The 22177-nt window shown below is 46.0% G+C and carries 16 protein-coding genes; 6 read left to right on the top strand and 10 right to left on the bottom strand.

Annotation, left to right across the window (positions count from 1 at the left end):
• Positions 1-158: 158 nt before the first annotated feature.
• The gene (gene mutS / locus AC5JL3_RS11040) at positions 159-2885 is read left to right on the top strand and encodes a DNA mismatch repair protein MutS (RefSeq protein WP_496074538.1); all 2727 of its coding nucleotides are present in this window, start codon (positions 159-161) and stop codon (positions 2883-2885) included.
• Between the two features lie 153 nt (positions 2886-3038).
• Here mutS and AC5JL3_RS11035 read toward each other — a convergent pair whose 3' ends face one another.
• Positions 3039-4814 (bottom strand): mechanosensitive ion channel, encoded by a 1776-nt coding sequence (locus AC5JL3_RS11035; RefSeq protein WP_496074537.1) that lies wholly within the window; start codon positions 4812-4814, stop codon positions 3039-3041.
• A 353-nt stretch (positions 4815-5167) separates the two neighbouring features.
• Here AC5JL3_RS11035 and AC5JL3_RS11030 point away from each other — a divergent pair, with 353 nt between their 5' ends.
• A complete protein-coding gene (locus tag AC5JL3_RS11030; protein ID WP_496074536.1) occupies positions 5168-5626 on the top strand; it encodes an SRPBCC family protein in 459 nt (152 codons plus the stop codon).
• A gap of 153 nt (positions 5627-5779) precedes the next feature.
• Here the strand turns inward: AC5JL3_RS11030 and AC5JL3_RS11025 are convergent, their stop codons facing one another.
• Complete coding sequence (locus tag AC5JL3_RS11025) at positions 5780-6604, bottom strand: SirB1 family protein (RefSeq protein WP_496074535.1); 825 nt, start codon at positions 6602-6604, stop codon at positions 5780-5782.
• Between the two features lie 437 nt (positions 6605-7041).
• On the opposite strand from AC5JL3_RS11025, the gene AC5JL3_RS11020 reads away from it, so the two are divergent.
• Complete coding sequence (locus AC5JL3_RS11020) at positions 7042-11223, top strand: PAS domain-containing protein (RefSeq protein ID WP_496074534.1); 4182 nt, start codon at positions 7042-7044, stop codon at positions 11221-11223.
• Positions 11224-11473: 250 nt separating this feature from the next.
• Here the strand turns inward: AC5JL3_RS11020 and AC5JL3_RS11015 are convergent, their stop codons facing one another.
• The 4 genes from AC5JL3_RS11015 to AC5JL3_RS11000 form a co-directional block, all read right to left on the bottom strand.
• On the bottom strand, positions 11474-12175 hold the full coding sequence (locus tag AC5JL3_RS11015) for an actin-binding WH2 domain-containing protein (protein ID WP_496074533.1): 702 nt from the start codon (positions 12173-12175) through the stop codon (positions 11474-11476).
• Between the two features lie 113 nt (positions 12176-12288).
• Positions 12289-12999, bottom strand: a complete 711-nt coding sequence (locus AC5JL3_RS11010; RefSeq protein WP_496074532.1) for an actin-binding WH2 domain-containing protein — start codon at positions 12997-12999, stop codon at positions 12289-12291.
• 149 nt (positions 13000-13148) lie between these two features.
• On the bottom strand, positions 13149-13958 hold the full coding sequence (locus tag AC5JL3_RS11005; RefSeq protein WP_496074531.1) for a TIGR03943 family putative permease subunit: 810 nt from the start codon (positions 13956-13958) through the stop codon (positions 13149-13151).
• Between the two features lie 47 nt (positions 13959-14005).
• A complete protein-coding gene (locus AC5JL3_RS11000) occupies positions 14006-15046 on the bottom strand; it encodes a permease (protein ID WP_496074530.1) in 1041 nt (346 codons plus the stop codon).
• Positions 15047-15428: 382 nt separating this feature from the next.
• Here AC5JL3_RS11000 and AC5JL3_RS10995 point away from each other — a divergent pair, with 382 nt between their 5' ends.
• From AC5JL3_RS10995 to AC5JL3_RS10985, 3 genes are all read left to right on the top strand, one after another.
• Positions 15429-15665: a hypothetical protein gene (locus tag AC5JL3_RS10995; RefSeq protein ID WP_496074529.1), complete on the top strand. Its 237-nt coding sequence runs from the start codon at positions 15429-15431 to the stop codon at positions 15663-15665.
• A 259-nt stretch (positions 15666-15924) separates the two neighbouring features.
• The gene (locus tag AC5JL3_RS10990) at positions 15925-17256 is read left to right on the top strand and encodes a sensor histidine kinase (RefSeq protein ID WP_496074528.1); all 1332 of its coding nucleotides are present in this window, start codon (positions 15925-15927) and stop codon (positions 17254-17256) included.
• A 156-nt stretch (positions 17257-17412) separates the two neighbouring features.
• Positions 17413-17991, top strand: coding sequence for a DUF981 family protein (locus AC5JL3_RS10985; RefSeq protein WP_496074527.1), 579 nt, complete (start codon positions 17413-17415; stop codon positions 17989-17991).
• Positions 17992-18049: 58 nt separating this feature from the next.
• Here AC5JL3_RS10985 and AC5JL3_RS10980 read toward each other — a convergent pair whose 3' ends face one another.
• From AC5JL3_RS10980 to AC5JL3_RS10965, 4 genes are all read right to left on the bottom strand, one after another.
• A complete protein-coding gene (locus tag AC5JL3_RS10980; protein WP_496074526.1) occupies positions 18050-18619 on the bottom strand; it encodes a hypothetical protein in 570 nt (189 codons plus the stop codon).
• A 483-nt stretch (positions 18620-19102) separates the two neighbouring features.
• Positions 19103-20332: a DUF445 domain-containing protein gene (locus AC5JL3_RS10975; RefSeq protein WP_496074552.1), complete on the bottom strand. Its 1230-nt coding sequence runs from the start codon at positions 20330-20332 to the stop codon at positions 19103-19105.
• Between the two features lie 155 nt (positions 20333-20487).
• Positions 20488-21216 (bottom strand): bifunctional demethylmenaquinone methyltransferase/2-methoxy-6-polyprenyl-1,4-benzoquinol methylase UbiE, encoded by a 729-nt coding sequence (ubiE, locus tag AC5JL3_RS10970; RefSeq protein ID WP_496074525.1) that lies wholly within the window; start codon positions 21214-21216, stop codon positions 20488-20490.
• The gene (locus AC5JL3_RS10965) at positions 21213-22163 is read right to left on the bottom strand and encodes a response regulator (protein ID WP_496074524.1); all 951 of its coding nucleotides are present in this window, start codon (positions 22161-22163) and stop codon (positions 21213-21215) included. Before AC5JL3_RS10965 ends, ubiE begins: the two co-directional genes overlap by 4 nt.
• Positions 22164-22177: the final 14 nt, after the last annotated feature.

Raw genomic sequence — 22177 nt, 5'->3', positions numbered from 1 at the left:
ACTAATTAAGTATCGTCGGTGACAGAGCTGGGGTCAGCTTTAAGCTTGGGTTTTTGTCGCCAGGTGTCAACTTGTAGTTTGTATTTATTTCCCTTGAGTGACGCTCATCCCTTGCTTGCGATAAAGTCATTAAGAACTTGGCAATCTACTGACTGGTCATGAGCGGATACCTCGAAGCATCTACCCCTCCCAACGAACCCAACAGTTCTAAGTCAACTCGCGCTACCGAGAAGGCACAGCGTGTAACAGCGGAAAACGCTGACTATCGGACGGTAGATCGTAGTAAACTAACGCCGATGATGCAGCACTTTGCTGATATGAAAGACCAGTATCCCCATGCAATGTTGCTGTATCGAGTGGGAGACTTTTATGAAACCTTCTTTCAGGATGCCCGGACACTATCGGAGGAACTGGAACTTGTCTTAACGAGTAAGGAGGCAGGTAAGGGGATTGGGCGAGTTTTTATGACAGGAGTCCCTCACCATGCCTTGGATCGCTACTGCACGATGTTGGTAGAACGCGGGTTTGCGATCGCAATTTGTGACCAAGTTGAAGATGCGGCAGTGGCAGCGAAAGAAGGGCGTCAGGTGCGCCGTGAGGTAACACGCATTCTCACCCCTGGTACCTTACTGGATGACGGGATGCTCAATGCCCGACGCAATAACTTCCTTGCTGCTGTAGTAATTGCTGGTAATCACTGGGGTTTGGCGTATGCAGACATCTCTACGGGCGAGTTCTTCACAACGCAATCCACAGATTTAGAACTCCTCACCGCAGAATTGATGCGCTTGCAGCCTTCGGAAGTATTAGTTCCCACAAATGCACCGGATTTGGTCAGTATGCTACGACCAGGGGAAAAATCGGAGCATTTGCCGGAGTGTCTACCCAACGCATTTTGCTATGCCTTTCGTTCACAAACCCCATTTTCTGCCGGGGAAGCAAGACAACGATTGTTAGAGCGATTTAGAGTGCGATCGCTTGAAGGGTTAGGTTGTGAACATCTTCCCCTCGGTGTTCGTGCGGCTGGTGGCTTGTTGGAATATCTGGAAGACACCCAAAAAGAAAATTACGTCGCTCTCCAAACCTTACGCACTTATACCATTGCCGACTACTTAATTCTCGACCACCAGAGCCGCCGCAATCTGGAAATTACGGCAACAGTCCGGGACAATACGTTTCATGGTTCCCTGCTTTGGGCACTAGATAGAACTAGCACGGCAATGGGAGGCAGGGCACTACGCCGTTGGCTCTTACAACCACTCCTGGATATTAAAGGAATCCGGGCGCGGCACGATACGATTCAGGAATTATTTGAAAATGGCGGATTACGGGAAGACTTACGGCAGTTATTGCGTCAAATCTACGACTTGGAACGGCTGACGGGTCGTGCAGGTTCGGGTACGGCTAATGCGCGAGACTTAGTAGCATTGAGCAGTTCCCTTTTGAAATTACCGGAACTCGCTGAACTGGCTGCCTATGGCTCTTCTCCCTATCTCAGAGCTTTACAAAAGGTTCCATCAGAACTTGAGCAACTAGGAGAACAACTCCGGACTCATCTCGTTGAGTCGCCCCCCTTACATCTCACAGAAGGGAACTTAATTCGACCTGGTGTTAATCCTCAGCTTGACGAAATGCGGCTTACTGCCGAAGCAGACCAGCAGTGGATTGCTAATTTAGAAGTAACGGAAAGACAACGTAGTGGCATTCCCACGCTGAAAGTGGGTTTCAACAAAACCTTTGGTTACTACATTAGTATCACTCGCACTAAAGCAGACCAAGTTCCTGATAACTACATCCGCAAGCAAACTCTTACAAATGAGGAGCGCTACATTACTCCGGAGTTGAAGGAACGGGAAGCGCGGATTCTTACGGCACGGGAAGACTTGAACCGCTTGGAATACGAGGTTTTTGTTGGTCTGCGAAATCAGGTTGGGGAGCAAGCTGAACAGATTCGCAATGTGTCCCGTGCGGTGGCAGCCGTTGATATCCTCTGTGGTTTAGCAGAGGTAGCGGTATACCAAGGTTACTGTCGCCCGAATATAGTGGAAGGTCGGGAGATTACCATCATCGACGGGCGTCATCCGGTGGTGGAGCAATCTTTACCTGCTGGTTTTTTTGTGCCGAATTCCGCGTATTTGGGGAGGCAGTCAGTCGATTCCTCCCAACCTCCCTTAAAGAAAAGTCAGGTTACTGAACGTCCTGACCTAATTATTCTTACAGGCCCGAATGCGAGTGGAAAGAGTTGTTATCTACGGCAAGTGGGGTTGATTCAACTGATGGCGCAGACTGGAAGTTATGTACCTGCGTCGTCAGCAACATTGGGAATATGCGATCGCATTTTTACTCGTGTCGGTGCGGTTGATGACCTTGCTACAGGTCAATCTACCTTCATGGTGGAGATGAATGAGACGGCAAATATTCTCAACCATGCCACGGCTAAATCTCTTGTTCTCCTCGACGAAATTGGGCGTGGGACAGCCACCTTTGATGGACTTTCAATTGCTTGGGCGGTTGCAGAATACCTAGCAACGGAGATAAAGGCAAGAACTATCTTTGCAACCCACTACCATGAACTCAATGAACTCGCTTCTCTCCTACCAAATATCGCTAACTACCAGGTAACAGTGAAGGAACTACCCGACCAAATTATCTTCTTACACCAAGTTCAACCGGGAGGCGCTGACCGCTCTTATGGGATTGAAGCAGGGCGTCTAGCGGGTTTACCTACACCTGTTATTCAACGGGCAAAGCAGGTGATGAGCCAAATTGAGAAGCACAGTAAAATTGCCGTTGGACTGCGTAAAGGTGGTCAAAAAAAATCTTCAGCGGCTATAGTTGACGCTGAAGAAATACCTGTGGAACAGTTAGATATTTTTGGTGATTGATACTTGTTACTCTCTTCCGCTCTTGAGAATATCTAAGCTGGGGAGGCAGGGGAAGCAGAGAGGAAGGGGATGATAGATTCTTTTAACCTTTAGCTTTTTTCCTTATAAAGTGCAAAAGTTCCATTCCCTATTCCCCATTCCCCATTCCCCAACCTATCGAATATCAGGTGGTCGGTTTTGCTTGAACGAGTCTAGCCATTCCCGAACTTGACCCGCTGCAATATCGCGACCTCCTAAACCGAAGGCAAGTGCGATCGCAACAGCAATTGCTCCTAAAAGCAATCCAAATGCTAAGTTCACAATGTTGCCAGCAATGCCCATTTGTTGCAGTGCCATTGGGATAACCAAGGCAATGATTGCAATTCGAGCAGCTTGGGCAAGGAATTTGGCTTGGCGAGAGCCAGAGCTAATAATCAAGTTAAAGGCGAGATTTGCTAGGTATAAACCAATCGCAAATACGATTAACCCAGCCAGAATCCGCCCAGCGATGAGAACAATGCCACTGACAATTGCGGTCAGAGCAGTGATCTCTAGGACATCAACGGCTGCAACAGTAGCAAACAGCATAACGCCGACTAGCACAATAATTCCCACCAGTTCGGATGGTGTCCGAGTCGGAACGGGTGTAGTCTGTAGCCTAGTCTCTGGCCCCGTTGTCGGTGGTGGTGGTGGTGGGAGTCCTAAGTCATCCCTTGGAGTTCCCGTTGTTCTGCGGGCGCTGCGGGGTGTGGGCAAGCCAATCCACTGAAAAATGTTGTTGAAGCCAATGCTTGTCAGGATATTGGTTACTAGGTCACTGAGGAACTGCCCTAATACATAAGCAATAACCAGAATCAACCCAGCGGTAAAGATTTTGGGAAGAGCGCTCAGAATTTGGTTGAGCATTGCGATCGCAGGCTGTGAGATTGCCTCAATCTGAAGCGCATTCAAAGCCGCGATTGCTGTGGGAATCAGGATTAGGACATAGACAATTGTTCCGAGAATCCAAGAAAGTGATTGACCACCTGGGGTTGCCCGTAGTCCAAATCGGCTACCTAAGCGATCAGCACCTGCTGCCGATAGCAAGTTTGTAACAATACGCCGCACGACTTGAGCAACCAGCCAACCCACTGCTGCGATGACAATCGCTGCCAAAATATTCGGCAAAATTGCCAGAATTTCATTGAGCAGTTGCTGTACCGGAAGCAGCGTTCCTTCCAAACCTAAGGTGCTTAAGATTGCTGGAAGAAACAGGAGAAAGATGAACCAATACAACGCATTCCCAATCGTATCGGCGAGTGAGAATTGGCTCGTTGTTCTAGGTGGAATCTCGTCCGGGTTATCTGGAGTAGTTCTGACTTGTTGACCTAAACGCTCATCTAAGCGAAGCGCCCGCAATCCCCGTGTTGTCACAAGCTTGACGAGGGTTGCAATCAACCAAGCAATCCCTAATAAAATCCCCGCCGCAAAGAGCTTAGGCAAGAAGCTGAGGATTTGGTTAAGGAATGTATTTAGAGGTTGAGAAACAACTTCTAGCCGTAGAGTATCGAGAACCGCTACGGCAGTGAAGATCATTACGATCCAGAAAACGGCACTACCTACCCATTGCTCAACTGGGGGAGGCTCTGATCCTGCTTGCCGCCCGGTAAGCCAGTCAGCAAGTTTGTTGTCAAGATTGGTGCGCTTGAGTATACCCTTTGTTATCGCTGAAGCGATGAAGGCGATGATCAGACCCACCACCAAAATTAAAATCGCCGCCAGCAAGCTAGGAACAAAAGCGGCTATATTTCCGAAAATTGATTGAAGATAATCTGTGCCATTCTCAACTATCCCTGGTTGAGCCGATTGGGCGGGTGTAGCAGTCGGCGTAGCCTGCGCCAAAATTGGATGCACCTGGATTGGTACACCCACTCCCACAATTTGGACAATACCTTGCCAAAGGTTATTCATACCTCTTCCTTCTTGCGTTATTCTCAAACTTCACAAGGCTTCAACTTGGAACTTGTGATACCCGTACTGCTGTGATTGATGCTATCTATGCCTCTTAACCAATCAGTGCCAACGTCACGAGGAATGCATAAAATTAGAAAATTTAAGATTAACAGCCTGAGATGTTCAGGCACAACCTTAAACTGAAATTCCTAGCTTTACCTCTATCCTTATGGATAATTAAGCCATGAAAATCTAGGATTTGCTGATTTTTGGTCATTAAAGTTTTTGGTTTTTGGCAACATTACTCTCATAATTGGCATGGTATTAACAAGAGCAAGATTACCAGTTGTGAGACGCTGTTAAATTTTTAAATGTCAAATACCCAGGTTTTTGAGCAATCAATTCAAATCAAGGCAAGCGCCACAGCCGTCGAGCGCTGTATCACTGACCAAGCTTTGATGCACCGTTGGCTCAACCCAGCTTTGCGTTGTGAACCCATCGGCGACTGGAGTACAGAGATAGGCAGTCGTAGCCGCTTCGTGATTCAAATTCCCTTAGTGCAGCCTACCCTAAAAAGTATTGTCGTAGAGCGGGAACCCGGTTTAGTCGTCTGGGAGTTCAAGGGATTTTTTCAAGGACGCGATCGCTGGGAGTGTCAGCCAGCACAAAAAGGTACACGTCTTCTCAACCGTTTCGAGTTTGCCATCCCTAATCCCTTAGTTAGCTGGGGCTTCAACACCTTTGCTGCCAACTGGACGCAAAACGATATGAAAGCCCAACTCAGGCGCCTTAAGCGCGTTGCTGAGGAGACATATCTAGGAATGAAGTGAGAAATTGGGAATTGGGAATTGTAAGCTAAGCGGTATTAGACTCCTTGCATAAATAGCCAGGACGGGCAAGATGCCCATCCCACAAGAGTTTTTTTTCTTGTGGGGTAGACATCCGCCTCTCGCCCATTCCCATTCCCTATTCCCCATTCCCGCTTACACCTCCCGCCGCAGTTGTTCAAGCAAGCGGTGAATCATATCAGCATCGTCTGCATCGGGAACCATCGCTAAATATAGTTCTAAATCCTGAGAAGCTCTTGACTTATATCCTAGTTGGGAATAAAGCAGCCCCCGATCTCTCAGTTCTGTGGGACTATCAGGAAACAACAGCAAAATGCGCTCAACCGCCGCTACAGCTTTGAGGAAATCTTGGCGGTTGAGGTAAATAAATTTGAGATTTGTCAGCATCCGTGCTAGTAGCTGCCGATGACTCACTGGTTCTGTGAACTGTGGTTGCAGTGGTACAGAACGCCCGTACATCTGGGTGAGTCGTTCCTCACAGTCTTGTTCAAATAAAATCTCACCCCGATTAAAGGCATCAACAAAAATTCCTACATCCTGAAACTCTGGACGAATCAGAAAATGTCCAGGCATGTTGATCCCAACCATTGGAAAGTCAAGGCGTCGGGCAACTTCTAGATAGACAACAGAGAGGGTAATCGGGATACCAATGCGTCGGTCAATGACATCATTTAGGAAGCTGTTGCGAGGGTCATAGTAATCCTCGGTGTTTCCGGTATAACCTAGGTCATCATAAAAGTATTGATTAAGACTCTGGATAATTTTTAAAGGATATCGTTCGACTGGCAAGCGCTCCTCTACTTCCATGGCCATAACGTCAAAGGCGTTGAGGTAGGCGGCAGTATCAAGGTCAGGGTATTCTTCTTGGGCAATATACAGGGCAGATGCCCCTAAGTCAATTTGGGTGTCTGACTGCTGTATCTGTTGAGCGAAGTTTTTACGCCCTAAGGAAAAGTCCATAGGAAAGGCATTTTTGGCGAAGCTTTCTTTTTGATTTTAGAGAAGAGCCTCAGTCTTGATGCTTCCCAATCAAGACTGAGGCAAAGGTATTGCGATCGCCAATAATGGCGTTTTGTCTATGGTTTATTGTTCAAAGTAGAAGATATAGCAGTAGCCACTTAGGTTAGGGCATTAACGGGAGAAGAGCGTTCCTTAGAAGTGAGCCGATTTGATTGAAAGCTGACCGCACCAAAGCTGACTGCTGATGGCTATAGGTCGCTAAGTCTCTTCCTGATTCATTGGATAAAGTCGAGCAACTCATCCAACTAAAGCAGCCTAAACTGTAACAGTGTTTACACCAAGGGTTATTTTTTGACTTCTATCGCAAGATAGAAGAGAGAATGTTGTGATGACACTGCCCTTGGTTCCGCTTTTAGAGAGTTACCCCGGCTCAAATAATGCTATTAGAGAATAATCGCCTTCACCTAAATCGCTACATGATAGCTGCTTTTGCCGTTGTACTAGCGATGCTTGCTGTAGGAACGGCTCTGTTGTTGACACTCTTGTCAGGGTCACTACTGAAGCCAACTCCAACACCTTTATTTTTTGCAGCTGTGATGATTAGCGCTTCTTGGGGTGGACTGGGATCGGGGCTGCTTGCAACAGCTTTATCGACCTTGGCGATTAATTACTTTGCGCTTCCACCCTATAACGCTTTGAATGTTCATGTAGACGATCTTTTGCGTTTGAGTGTGTTTGGGGTGGTTGCTCTGTTGAGCAACTGGCTCGTTGAAGCACAGAGGCGAAGGGAAGAGATGCTGCGGGAGAGTCAAGCCCAACTGCATCTAATCACAGATGCTCTGCCTATGCCGATCGCTTATGTTGATGCCTCTTTGCACTACGGTTTCAATAATCGAGCCTATGAAGATTGGTTTGGAGTCTCTCGGAATGACATTGCTGGAGAACACATCGTGTCAGTTTTGGGTGAGACAGCGTATCAAACCATTCAGCCTCGGCTAGAAGCGGTGTTGGCAGGAGAACCTGTTAGCTTTGAAGCCCGGATGCTGTATAAAGATGGCGATCGCTATATTCAGGCGACTTACATTCCTGATTTTGGCAAACAAGGAGAAGTTCGAGGATTTGTTGCTCTAGTCAATGACATCACCCAGCGTCAGCAGGCACTACAGCAACAAGCCGAGTCGCTAGCTTTAATTGATGCACTACTAGCAGCCGCCCCAATTGGCATTTGCTTTTTTGACAAAGAACTACGCTATATCCGCATTAATCAGGTACTTGCACAGATCAACGGCTTATCTGTAGAACAACACTTGGGGCAACGCTTTCGAGAACTCTTACCAGAGATGGCAACCCTGTTTGAGCCACAAATCCAAAACGTTTTGGATACAGGTCAACCCCAGCTAAATGTGGAATTTAGTGGTGAGGCACCAGGACAGGCAGGACGCTTAGGCTATTGGCTAGCTAACTACTACCCGGTAAGGGGTGAAGCGGGGCAAATTGGTGTTGGTGTCATGGTGGCAGATATTACCGAAAGTAAACGGGCAGAACAGGCGCTGCGTGTTGCCGAGGAGCGACTTCGGATTGCGATTAAGAACTCGCCAATTACTTTATTTAACCAAGACCAAGAACTTCGATATACGTGGATTTATAATTCTGCCTTCGAGCATCAGGTGGAGTCAGTGCTGGGTAAACGAGATGAAGACCTGATGCCTCTTGATGATGCCTTGGTTGTGACTCGTATCAAGCGCAGTGTATTAGAAACGGGCATTGGGATGCGAGAAGAGGTGAAAATTACGCAACAGGAGCGGGATTGGTATTACGACCTTACTGTGGAGCCACAACGGGATGAAGCGAGTTCTATTATTGGTGTGACTTGTGCCGCGATTGATATTAGCGATCGCCAAGCTGCACTACGCGATCGCAACTTAGCTGAAGCTGCACTACGCAAAAGTGAAGAACGCTATCGGGCTTTTGTTAAGCAGAGTACCGAAGGAATTTGGCGCTTTGAATTAGAAACGCCTTTGGCAATTGAAACTCCGGAAGACGAGCAAATTCAGCATCTTTATGAGTATGGCTATCTAGCGGAATGCAACCAAGCCATGGCATCAATGTATGGCTTTGAGCGTGTCGAAGAACTTGTTGGACTTAGAATTGGAGACTTCCTTATCCGATCTGACCCCGATAATGAAGAGTACCTACGTGCTTTTATCCGTTCTCAGTATCGACTGAGCGATGCCCAATCCCACGAGCTAGATCGATTTGGCAATTCTAAGTATTTCTCGAATAACTTGGTTGGAATTGTTGAAGATAGTTTTTTAGTAAGAGCTTGGGGAAATCAACGGGACATTACTGAGCGTAAACAGGCAGAGGACACCCTACATTTTCTCGCCGAGACAAGTAGCATCCTTTCTGCTTCCTTAGACTATGAAGCAACCCTCCAAAGCGTTGCCCAAATTCCAGTCCCTCGTTTGGCTGACTTGTGTTCCGTGGAAATTGTGCAGGACGATGGCTCGATTAAACGCAAGGCGATCGCATTTACCGAGTCATCCCACGCCGAGGTGTCACAACAGCTTGCTCTGTACCACCCTAACCTTGATAGCGCTAACCCAATTGTGAAGGTAATTAGAACAGGTCAACCTGAACTCATCCCTAAGATTTCCGACTCATTGCTTGTGGCAGCGATTCCTGAAGCAGAACATTTGCAGCTTGTGCGTGGGCTGGGACTTGAGTCAGTGCTGATTGTGCCACTGATTGCCCGCCAACGGATACTAGGTACGATCACCATGGTTACTGCCCAATCAGGTCGCCGCTACAAGACAGATGACTTGGCTGTCGCCGAGGATTTAGCCCGTCGTGCTGCCCTCGCGATTGATAATGCAAGGCTTTATCGGGAAGCCACAACTTCACGCCAGAGTGCAGAATTTGCCGCTAATCGTACAGCCCTTCTACAAGCTGTCACAGCCGCTTTTTCGGAAGCACTGACTCCTGCTCAAGTGGCTGAAGCTGTAGTCAATCAGGGAATTACGGCTTTAGGTGCGATCGCAGGCTCAGTTGTCTTGCTCGATGATTCGGGCAACTCTCTCAAACTAGCAGCCACAGTTGGCTATCCTGAAGAGATGTTTGATAACTGGGAGTGCCGTCCTGGAACAACAGCAACACCCTTGGCAGATACAGTGTGGCAAGGAGAACCGATTTTTCTAGAGAATGTTGAAGCCTTTGCCACTCACTATCCTGATTTAGCTCACCTACCAGCCTTGACAAGTAGTTGCGCCTTTGCCGCCATTCCCTTAACAGTCGAGAGACGCACAATTGGGGGGTTAGGTTTGAGTTTTGCAACCCCCCAGACGTTTTGTGAGCAAGATAGAGCATTTATGCTGGCATTGGGACAGCAGTGCGCTCAAGCGATTGCCCGTGCCTATCTCTACGAAGCTGAACAGTGTGCAAGAGAGCAAGCTGTTAGTGAAGCGGCACGAAGTGCCGCGGCTAACCGGATTAAAGATGAGTTCCTAGCTGTCCTTTCCCATGAACTGAGGACTCCCCTAAATCCGATTTTAGGATGGGCAAAGCTTTTGCGTACCCACAAGCTTGACGAGGTAAAAACGGCTTATGCCTTGGAAACAATTGAACGCAACGCCCAACTACAAACTCAGCTAATTGAAGATTTGCTGGATGTTTCGCGGATTTTGCAAGGCAAGATTCACTTAAATGTCTCTCTAGTTGATTTAGTAACGGTGATTGAAGCTGCACAAGAGACAGTGCGTCTAGCGGCTGAGGCGAAGTCAATTGAGATCAGTACAGTGTTTGATGTCAACGTGAGGAAAGTGATGGGAGATGCTAACCGCTTGCAGCAAGTGGTGTGGAATCTCCTCTCAAACGCCGTCAAGTTCACTCCTACTGGGGGACGGGTTGAAATCAAGTTGGAACGCTTGAATGGCAATGCTCAAATTATTGTTCGAGATACAGGCAAGGGTATACTCCCTGAATTTCTACCCCATGTATTTGATTACTTTCGTCAAGAAAACAGCAGCACGACACGGGTATTTGGTGGACTAGGACTAGGGCTGGCAATTGTCCGACATCTTGTAGAACTCCACGGTGGGAAAGTTACAGCCTCAAGTACGGGAGTTAATCAGGGCGCAACGTTTACGGTGACTCTGCCGTTGATGAATGTTGTGTCTAATGAGAGTGAAGACTTGGGGTTGCCAGGAGACGAGCCAAATCTTGAAGGAACACGGGTACTTGTCGTGGATGATGAGCAGGACACTCTTGAGCTGATTGTCTTCATCCTTGAACAATATGGTGCTAGCGTACAAGCCGTTACCTCGGCGACTGAGGCGCTAAACATTTTGGTGAACGTTAAACCAGATGTCCTGTTGAGTGATATTGGAATGCCCGAAATGGATGGATATATGTTTATCCAGCAAATTCGCTCACGTTGTCCCGAACAAGGAGGCGAGATACCTGCGATCGCACTAACCGCTTACGCGGGAGAGACTGATCATCAACAAATCCTCCTTGCTGGTTTCCAGAAGCACGTTACAAAGCCAGTTGAGCCAGCATTTCTCGCAAATGCGATCGCCACCCTACTCAGAGACAATAGTAATCTTCCGAGACAACAGTAACCTGTAACCTAGAGAGGTATAGGAACCGATGTGGCGGACACAGTAATGGTCACAAAGAAATTCTACTGAGTAGGGTTGGAAAATGCTGCTAGAACTCAATCAAATCACAGTGCCACCAGGACATCGGGTGCTACTTTCTAACGTCAGTTGGCAGGTGATAAATGATGCAGACTCTTTACCTAAAACCTAAAACCTACAACCTACAACCTTTCCTATGCCCCTTATCCCTCAAAATTAAAGGGGCAACTGCTTAAAACCCTAAAATTTCTCCTAACGCTTGCACTAAACTCAAATAAAAGTTACCTTCCAACTCGCGGAACAGCACAAAGGGTGAGCCAGGTGTGCCAAAAAACGGTCGTAATGTCCAAGCCAGTTGTGTTCCGACGAAAGCATAAAGAATTAACCAAAACCTCAGAATACTCATTCGGGTGCTTAAGCCTTCCTCATCTTCCTTGGAAAGCAATTGCATTCCTTGGTAAAGGAATTTAATCCCGATGAAGCCTGTAACGGCAAAAATCACTACATTCAACAAAATAATAAATTGATAGTTAAACGTAGAAATAAGAAAGAATAGCGTGATGGGTGCAAAGCTGAAAAGCAACACACTAATTACTGATACTGCCGTCAAGAGCATTGCAAAATGCTGCCCAAACGACTTACGGGAACCAAACAAGATGTTAAAGAAATAGAGCGTTGGGAAACAGATAATCAGCGTAATCAGGTAAAGCGAAGGTAGCTTCACGGCTGAAGACAAAGCTTGAGCAACGCTGTGGAAGGAGCCAATAATCCCACCATAAACCGCAAAAAACAGCGAACTGCAAATAAGCAGGGAACTTACCTTGCTTTTCAGCTTGATGCCAGAACGAATCTCTTCCAGAAATAAGGAGCGATCGCGTAATAATCCGATTAAGGTTGTAAAGTAGCGTGTTGCCAGGACTTGACGTTGAATCATCTTCTTCTCTCCTAAGGCATACTTAGTTTTAGCAGGAATCTCTTGTCAACTGCCATTAGCGAGAATCCATTAGGAAAACAAGAAAGCTGATGGCTGATAGCTAACTGCTATAACTACTGAAAACCAAAAATTTCTCCCAAGGCTGTAAAAATATCTAGATAAAAGTTTCCCTGCATTTCACGAAATAGCTCGAACGGTGAATCAGGTGTACCAAAAAAAGGTCGCAGTGTCCAAGCTAGTTGCGTTCCGACGAAGGCATAAAGAATCAGCCAAAACCTGAGAATACTCATCCGGGTGCTTAAGCCTTCCTCATCTTCCTTAGAAAGCAAGTGCATTCCTTGGTAAAGGAATTTAACCCCAATGAAGCCAGTAATGGCAAAGATGGCTACATTCAACAGCTTAAAAAACTGGTAATTGTAAGTAGAAATAAGAAAGAATAGTGTGATTGGTGCAAAGCTGAAGAGCAAGACACTAATTACTGATACTGCTGTCAAGAGCATCGCAAAATGCTGCCCAAATGTCTTGCGGGAACCAAATAGGATGTTAAAGAAATAGAGCGTTGGGAAACAGATAATCAGGGTAATCAGGTAAAGCGAAGGTAGCTTAACCGCTGAAGACAAAGCCTGAGCAATGCTGTGGAAGGAACCAATAATCCCACCATAAACGGCAAAAAACAGCGAACTGCAAATCAGCAGTGAGCTTACCTTACTCTTGAGCTTAATGCCGGAACGAATCTCTTCCAGAAATAAGGAGCGATCGCGTAATAATCCGATTAAGGTTGTAAAGTAGCGTGTTGCCTGGACTTGACCTTGACGTTGAATCATCTTCTTCTCTCCTAAGGCATACCTAGTTTTAGCAAGAATCTCTTGTCAACTGCCATTAGCAACAATTCTCAAAACAAACTTTCCGGAATCGGCGTTGATCCCAAAAAGGTGGTAGGTGATAGGTTTTAAGGGAAAAGCTATGGTGCTAGTTAGTAGAAGTAAGGATTAGCGGGTTCAGGAATCTTTTTCAGGGAACTTGCCTCGATGGTTAGCTGACGCTTACCCTTCAAGGTTTCGGTAATCATCCGACCTTCAATTTCTAACCAGGTGTCAGTACGATACGCCTTACGATCTTCCTTTAGTTTCACGGGTAAGCCAACAGGATAGGCATCGGCTGCACAGCAAGTAATCACAAAGCGAGAAATTAAGAGGTATTGTGAGGGTAAGTCTGGGGGATGGACAACGAAACCCTGTACTTTTACCGCTTGCCCTGTGTAGGCATCGGGTTCGGGATAAACATTAAGCGTCCTTACCCATTCAATAATTGAGCGATCTTGAGGATTGCTGGCACTACGAAACGCTTGAGGTTGCGATCTCGTTAAGATTGACGATTCTGCAACGCCTCGCTGGAGTGCAGTCTGACTAGTAAATACCTTCGGTGTGATCAGTAACCCCGCAATTGCTGTTGCTATCAGTAAGGCACTACTCCAACCCGGAGGAAACAAGCTGATGTGTTGAGCTAATGGCATGGTAACAGGCTTCCCTGCCGCCCGTTGACGCATCTGAGTGAATAGCTGTAATACCCTTAACCCTGCCAGTATCAATAAGGCAAAGCCAGTGACAATCACTAGCCAAAAGTAATTGGGGTGAATCAGTAAATTCAACTGACCCCTGAGCCAATATCTCAGCATCAATACGCCCCAAGTTCCCAGGGCGAAGATATCTAAGAGGGGTAATAAAACACTTTGAAAGGAGGAACGGGGGAACCGGGCTTTCCCGAAGTTTTGAGCTGAACTCATAATCTACAGCCTGTATAAGCGCCAAAGCAAAGAGCAATCACTAAACGTCAACTAATATGCAAGTTCACAAACAGCGTAAACAAAAAGGTTAACAGTGTGGCTAGAGCAAATAAATAAATGATTGCCCTTGGCTTAAATACAGAGAACATCAAGCCGAGCGCTTTGAGGTCAATCATCGGGCCAAATACCAAAAACGCCAGCAGAGAGCCACTCGTGAACGTTGAAGCAAAGGCAAGAGCAAAGAATGAATCGACAGTGGAACAAATCGACACCACGGCTCCTAACAACATCATCGCGATAATTGATGTTATTGGCCCTTGTCCCAAGCTCAGGATAATTTCACGAGGTACAAGGACTTGAATTAAAGCTGCGATCGCACTTCCCAAAATCAAGACACCACCCAACTCTCGCAACTCCTGGATCGTATTCTCCAAAAATAGGCGCAAGCGATCGGGTAGGGGTTTGGTTGGTTTAGTTGCGGCTAACGATGCTTGTAAAACCGTAGTATCCATCCGCAAAGGTGCCCCCGGTTGACCAAGTAAATAGGAACCGGACTGTAACAGCATGGGTGTCTGCTCTTGTTTACTAGAGGCATATCTCAAATCACCTCCTCCACCCTTCTCAGGACGGGGCATCGAGCGAGTGATCGCGGGTTTCAGCAGTGGGCGTAAATCTGTCTGAACGCTGAAAACACAACCAATGAAGATGGCAATCCCTAAAGAAAACAATACTCGCAACACCACAATTTCTGGTTGGTCACGAAAGGCTACCCAGGTTGACCAAATCACAATTGGATTAATCGTTGGTGCTGCCAATAAAAACCCGATCGCTACGGGTGTTGGTGCGCCCTGAAGTAGCAGACGCCGCGCCACTGGCACGTTGCCGCACTCACACACAGGAAAGAACATCCCTGCACAACTACCAACAATTGCCCCTAACACGGGGTTTCGAGGCATAGCCGAAATCAGCTTACGCTCATCGACAAACAACAGGAGCAAACTGGATAATAAAACCCCCAGCAACAAGAAAGGAATGGCTTCAACAAGCAAACTTAGGAAGAGAGTGAAAGCGGTGTTCAGCTGATTCATGTGTTGGGCTGATCGTAAGATGTTTTACCTAAATGACGCAGCAAGCGCCATTTTATCGGAAAAGAAGGTATTACTATTAATCCAACCAATGTAGCCCTTGACACAGACGATTTGAGAAAAGTTGCCATCCTGCTCATCAACAATACGGCAAAACACCGACTCTACTCGGTGTCACACTCACTATCTTGTGCGAATGGTATTTTACAGCAATAGCTAAATCTTGATTTACTACTGTGTTCTTTGGGTAGTAAGCTAATGAACTTTTTACTTGTATATTTTCAGATTTTGGGAAAAATGACTAAATTCTCTTCCTATCGCCCTATTTACCATCTCTCCATCCGTCTAACAAGCTTTCTTTAATGTTCGGCAGCTTAGGCTAGGGGTGGCTGGCGTTCTTGTGCAACGTGGCGAAAGTTTCTCTCTAGTTCTGAAAACCAAACAAACCTCGCTCTTGCATACTGGCGAATTATTCCTGCCGACCTGCACTAGCTTAGAGGTAATACCAACAACACTAATTACAACGGTTGATACGGCATTGTATCAAGCAAAATCATCAGGACGCGATCGCGCCGTCTGTCACTTGGGCGATCGCCTTTTTCTCAATCCCTACTTGAGTTAGCTACAATTTCACAAGTAGAACTCCAACCTACTATCTATTTATAGAGGCTTTATTTTTTAACTGTATATAAATTTCGGAAATTTTAGCCCTAAGAACTCTATATACAGATAACCAATAGTTAACCTAATTTTAACTATTGTTCAGGTTCTTATCGAAAACTTTTAGCATAACTCAATCATTAAAGCGGAAACTTGAGTGTTAGATTAAAGCTGGAAGCTTGACCGTCACCCCAATTACTTTTATCCGTTTGGATCTTCTTATGCTTGCCTTAGAGAAGCCTTACACACAATTCTCTCCTTCCACGCCACCTAAGGCAGAGAATCTAAGTCTAGAATCCACCATTCAAGAACTATCACTACACGATTTTCAAATTGATTCTTCTCATTTAGGAAAAGAAGTCACCCAAACTTTTCAGGTGAATCAACTGCTACCAGGAGTCATCCTCACTGAGCAGGGGAAGTTAGTTGGGATGATTTCACGGCGTCGATTTTTGGAACAGATGAGCCGTCCCTATGGACTAGAACTATTTTTGAAGCGTCCACTATCTTCTTTATATCGCTTTGCCAATACAGACGTATTGATTCTTCCTGGTCAGACACAGATTGTCGAAGCAGCTCGTTGCTCATTGCAGCGGTCAGCCAATGCGCTTTATGAACCAATTATTGTTGAATTAGAGACAGGCACATATCGCTTACTGGATGTGCATCAATTACTAGTAGCACAGTCAAACATTCATGAACTGGCTACCCGACTACTCGACGAGAAAACTCAGGCTCAGCTCATTCAAACCGAAAAGATGGCAGCTTTGGGACAAATGGTTGCTAGTGTTGGTCATGAAATTAAAAATCCTGTTGGCTGTATTACCTGTAACTTTGATTTTCTCTTTAGTTACTGCCAGACATTAATAAAAGTATTGTCAGCTTATGAAGTAGAATTCCCTGAAACCTCTTCAAATTTGAGTGGGCTAAAAGAAGAATATGACCTAAAGTTTGTCTTAGAAGATTTACCGAAAATCCTCAAAAGCATGGAGTTAGGCTCTGAGCGATTAACCAAAATTGTGGGTGGATTGCAAAGCTTCTCTCACATGGATGGAACTCATCGTAAGCCAGCAGACCTTCATGAGTGTATTGAGAGTACTTTAATTATTTTAAATAACCGCCTCAAGTCAGGCATCGCAGTCATTAAAAATTATGGCGATCTCCCACCAATTAATTGCTACTCAGGTCAACTGAGCCAGGTGTTCATGAACATCCTCAGTAATGCGATCGATGCTCTAACAGAAAAGCTCAATGAACAAGCCACTAGCTCCAAGACTTGGCAACCTCAGATTGAGATTAGCACTGATATCTTAGAACAATCCAATCGGGAATGGGTATCGGTACGAATTGCTGATAATGGAATTGGAATGCAACCAGCAATTCAGGAGCGGATTTTCGAGATGTTCTTCACGACAAAACCTGTTGGCAAGGGAACAGGATTAGGTTTAGCCATTAGCCATCAAATTGTCACTCAAAAACATGGAGGACAGTTGCTCATGCGTTCTCAGCCAGACACAGGCACAGAATTTCAGATTTTACTGCCTCTTGCTTAACCACAAGGTGGCTTCTGATGCTGTTGAGGTGAAGGTGTGTGAGTACTCTGAGCTTTGAATCAGTGTCGAGTTACTTAAATTAGTGGTAAATAAACTTATTAGTAGTAAATGACAAGAGTATCAAAATATACATATTATTCAAGTCGGAGGTGAGTCTTGTTCATCAACTACATCACACTAATGCTGATCAATATGGTAGCTGGTCTGTTTCTGCTGGCTTACTACGTGTATCAGGGGTTTGAGGATCGGACACAGAGGCATTGGATTCCTGGGTTCGGAATGACTGGTGCGATCGCATTAGTTACTGGTTTACACATGATCTTTACCTGGCCGGTTAGAGGTAGCTTCAACATTGCCTATGGTGAATTGTCAGTTCTGTTCGGCATCATATTTATCGCTGCATCAGTTTCTCTTGCCCAAGGATGGGACTTGCTAAGTGTTGCAATTTATGCATTCTTTGCAGGTGTGGCGGCAATTGTCGTAGGCTTACGCATTATTAATCTAGGCTTGACGAAGCAGCCAGTCATTTCAGGAATTGGCTTTATTTTGACTGGATTGGGGGGTATCTGTGCCGCACCAGCGCTTTATTTAAAAGCCAATCGCACCTTTCGATTGGTGGGTGTTGTTGTATTGGTAGTCGCGGCATTAATCTGGGCAGTGACTGGGATTCAAGCCTACTGGGGTCATTTGGAAGGTTACTCGGATTGGGTACCATCTACTATGCAATCACCTTGAAAAACGCGATCGCCTATCACCTATCCCCCTGAACAGGTATACGAACATTCAACCCGTTTTACAGTTGTTGTGCTTGTGGAGTGGGAACTGGAGAGAGTACCCGTTTGGCTGTCTGAGTATCCGCATTTGTGTTTTCCCAAATTCTCTGTAACATCCCTTCTTGGTTGACTTGAGTGCTAATCGTAGTCGGTTTTGTACTCTTAATGTTTACTTTTGCTTGCGCTTTGATGTCTGGATACTTGGCAAATATACCTGAGAGTGCCTTACCTCGGCATTGGTGGAGTTTATAGTAGCCTTCTAGGCGATCGCATTGCCAAAACTTGAGCGCTAATTGGTGTCCTGCCATGGCTGATTTCATAGCGGCTACTGCCTTAGCTTCACCACTAGCCCTCTCGACGATAGGTAAAGTATTCCTAATCAAGTGGGCATACGTGCTAGGGTTGATGCCGCTTTTAAGCTTGATTTGCAGCATTTCTAGTTCCTCAATAGCAGCTTTGAGGGTAGTAGTGTCTGGTGTAGGAGTGCTTTGTGTTGGGGTGGGTGTGGACTGCGTTTGTGGGGGTGGGGAGGTACAGCCAATGAAGAGAAGAGAAGCAGTAAAGGCGATCGCTAGCTTCAGTAAGTGCATGAGCTGTTGTTGAGTCAAGAACTATCAACTTCAACCTGAATTGATGTCCAAAATCCGGATAACAGTTTTTCTACCACTAAATTTTTCTACAGGCAAAGTTCATCCTGACATTAGGATTTTCCTCCCTTGTGTATAGCAAGTGGCTCAAAGCGATCGCAAGCTACTTGTTCAGTCTTAGATGTTTAGATGCCAAGCTTCAACGGAAAGTTAAAATGAACACGATTGTGCAAGAAGCTTGTTTGAATGATATAAAGGCAAGAGTCTTCGATACACTTACCGCTAAAATTACAAAACTTTATGCACCATCAGAGAGACCCGTGGACACTTACTCTAGTTATCTTCGTGTCTATTGTTGCCGTTAAGATAGGCGTTCACAATCTTGAATGGGGCTTAAAGACAGCAAGTGAAGTTATTACTCAAACAGAGGCACACAGTAACAAGTAGACCATTACTCCCCTAGAGTGAATGCGATCGCGATTGCGTTTACCGAAATAGCAGCAAAGCAGTCTGTAGCAAACCGACAACAAAGCCTAAAACTCCACCTAAATTAACAATCGCTTGCAACTCACTTTTTACAATCCCTTGAATCGTCGTCTCCAGTTCCTCAGCAGAGGTTGCCCTCACTCGTTCAACAATCACCTGATCAATCGATAAAATCGGAATTGCTTGCGCCACAATATTTTCTAAATCTTTCTCCAAATAGCGTTCCAAAATCAACGCCAACTCCTGACTCACCAATCCAAGCGAAGAGTTTACAGCAGCGGAATTCCGGAGCCGATTAAGGATAAGCGCCGCCACATTTGCCCAATCAATCGACTGATTTAACCCTTTTAGGAGTTCACCACCACGCTCTTGAACATAGCTGCGAACTGTATCTCGCGTTGTTTTCCGCAACTGCCGCACTGTTGATACGGGTAGATTTTGCAGCGAGACATTTTGCAGCCATTTTCGCAAGCGCTCTCGAACCGCCAGAGAAACACTTAACTCAGCAAGACGAGCATTTGCCGCATCCCTTTCATCCAAGCAATAGGTTCGCAGACGTGTCAACGTATTGCGTAAACCAAACAGATTTGCTACTACCCAATACGTCCCACTCGATTTTTCCCGAAAGCCCTCATCAATAATTTGAATATTTCGATCAGTAAGGAAGTCAACGATCGCTTGTCGTAAAACATCGGGTGGTAACACCACCTGTAATAGCCAGTCAGAAAGCTTTCGGGCTTGGTCTTCAGTCAGTTGAAAATCCAACAAAACCTGATCAAAAATTTGATTAATCTGAGCTTCCAAGAAATCCTCACGACGAGCGAGTACCTTCAGCAATCGAGGTAAAGACTCACCCAGTAAATCCCGAAGGATACCTGCGAGAATTTTGGCAGTTTTCTGTTCCTTATCGAGCTGGACTTGCTCTAATCCCAGCTTTAACAACCAGAGAATCGCTCCCTGCACCCGTTCTGTTGCTAGCAAACGTCCTGCTAACGTTTGCAGCTCACCAGGGGTCAGTAGTGAACCCATAATGGTGTCAGCAATCCGCTTGGCAAGGCGTTCTTGATTGCGAGGAATCAAACCCGGTGTAAACGGTAGTTGTCGCTTACCGAAATAAATAGCCTTGTAGGGGCGAAACAGCATCTTGATGGCTATGTCATTGGTGAAATAGCCAATAATTGCCCCCGCTATGGGAGGGGCAACGTAAATCCAAAGTGTAGCTAGATCCAAATTCAAGGTGGCAATCCAATACACGGAGGTGAAGGGATAACAGAAGGAACAAGCAAAAATAAGTATCTTTTCTTAATACTTTTTGCCTTCATCCCCCTAATCCCCATCTTAGTTTGTGTATTGGGGACAATAGCTACAACCTAACACCTACCACCTCACGACCTCTCTTGAGGCTTTGTCATCACTAACACTCCCATCATTCCGATCGCAATCGGGTAGTGAGTAGCGGTAAAGCCTGCTTTTTGGGCTAATTTTACCTGCTCTTGCCCTGTCGGAAACCGATCTAAGCTAGGTGCAATGTAGGCGTATTCTTCAGTTAAGCCCAATTGTTCGGCAACTGGTACAACAACGTTATCGAGATACCATTGCTGAAATGTACGCATATAAGGCTGTGTGGGACGATTGAAGTCCAACAGAGCGGCTTTAGCGCCTGGTTTAAGAACGCGGTACAACTCCGAAAGACAGCGAGGAATATTCGTTACATTACGCAAACCATACCCCATTGTGGCGCAGTCAAAATCATTGTCCTCAAACGGCAAATCCAGGGCATCAGCTTCAACCCAGGTAATTGGAGCTGGTGGTGGTTGACTTTCAGCACGTTGACGTGCGATCGCTAACTGAGCGGGTGAAAAATCTACCCCATAAACTTGACCAGTGGCTCTAACCTGCCGTGCTAGCAGTTGGGCTAAATCACCACTACCACAGCATAAATCTAAGCAGACATTCCCAGCACAGGGAGAACTCCACTTTACCGCCATTAGCTTCCATACACGGTGCTGACCCAAACTCAACCAATGGTTTAGCTGGTCGTAAACGGGTGCAATACGGTCAAACAACTCGCGAATTTCCGAGGCAGGGGGTGTCACTGGGCGATCGGTCATCATTGATGAATACGGGTAACGGTGAGCGCTAAACCAACGTGCTGTGCTGACAAATGAATCAGTTTCAATTCATCTTCTTTGAGATGTGTGGTTCTTTGCTTCCACTGAAGCGATAGAACGGCTAGCAATTGATTACGGTAGACAATCGGAACCAGTAGGTGTGCCTGAATATCCGCAGCCTGGTAATGTGCGGTATTCGCTTGCTGTATCTCTCCGGGAGTATAGACCCAAGCCTGAAGTGAATGGCTAGTAAGCGCTTCTTGGACAAGTGGGTCATTCTCTAAACCGTATTCAATCGTGTCAAATGTTGTATAAATCCCCCGTGCCGGGAGAAGCGCATTATTCTCTGCTAATTGTAAAATGCAGCAATTTGCACAAAAGCTTTCACCAAACGCCTTGGCAAGCGGTGCAAGGCAATCTTCTAAAGTATTCGAGTCCTGAGCAACCTGGACAATGGTTGCGAGTAGCTCGGTTTGCGCTTGCGATCGCTGTAGTTCCTCGGTTCGTTGTTTAAGTAGTTCATAGGTTTCAGCCGCACGTTGCACCACGGCTTTGAGTTCATTGGGGTCCCAAGGCTTTGTGATGTACTTGTAAACTTGTCCTGAGTTGATTGCCTCAACCAAATCCTCAACATCTGTAAAACCTGTCAGGATAATCCTCACCGTATCGGGAAACTGGGGTACTGTTTTACTCAAAAACTCTGTTCCCTTCATTTCCGGCATTCGTTGGTCGGAGATAATTACAGCTACTTCCCCCTCAGTGGAAAGCAAAGAGAGGGCATTGTGACCGCTTTCAGCTCTCAGGACGTTGAACTCTCGCCGAAAGGTACGGTACAGCAAATCCAGATTATCTGGCTCATCGTCCACTACCAGCATTTTCGGTTTTTTGGGTCGTTCTAAGTTCATCAACTGACGGCTGATATTGTCAAGATTGGGGATAGCCTTGTCCATAACAATACAATAAA

This window comes from Symplocastrum torsivum (genome assembly GCF_059505465.1).
The sequence above is the reverse complement of the archived record's forward strand: the minus strand, read 5'-3'. Positions and strand labels throughout refer to the sequence as shown.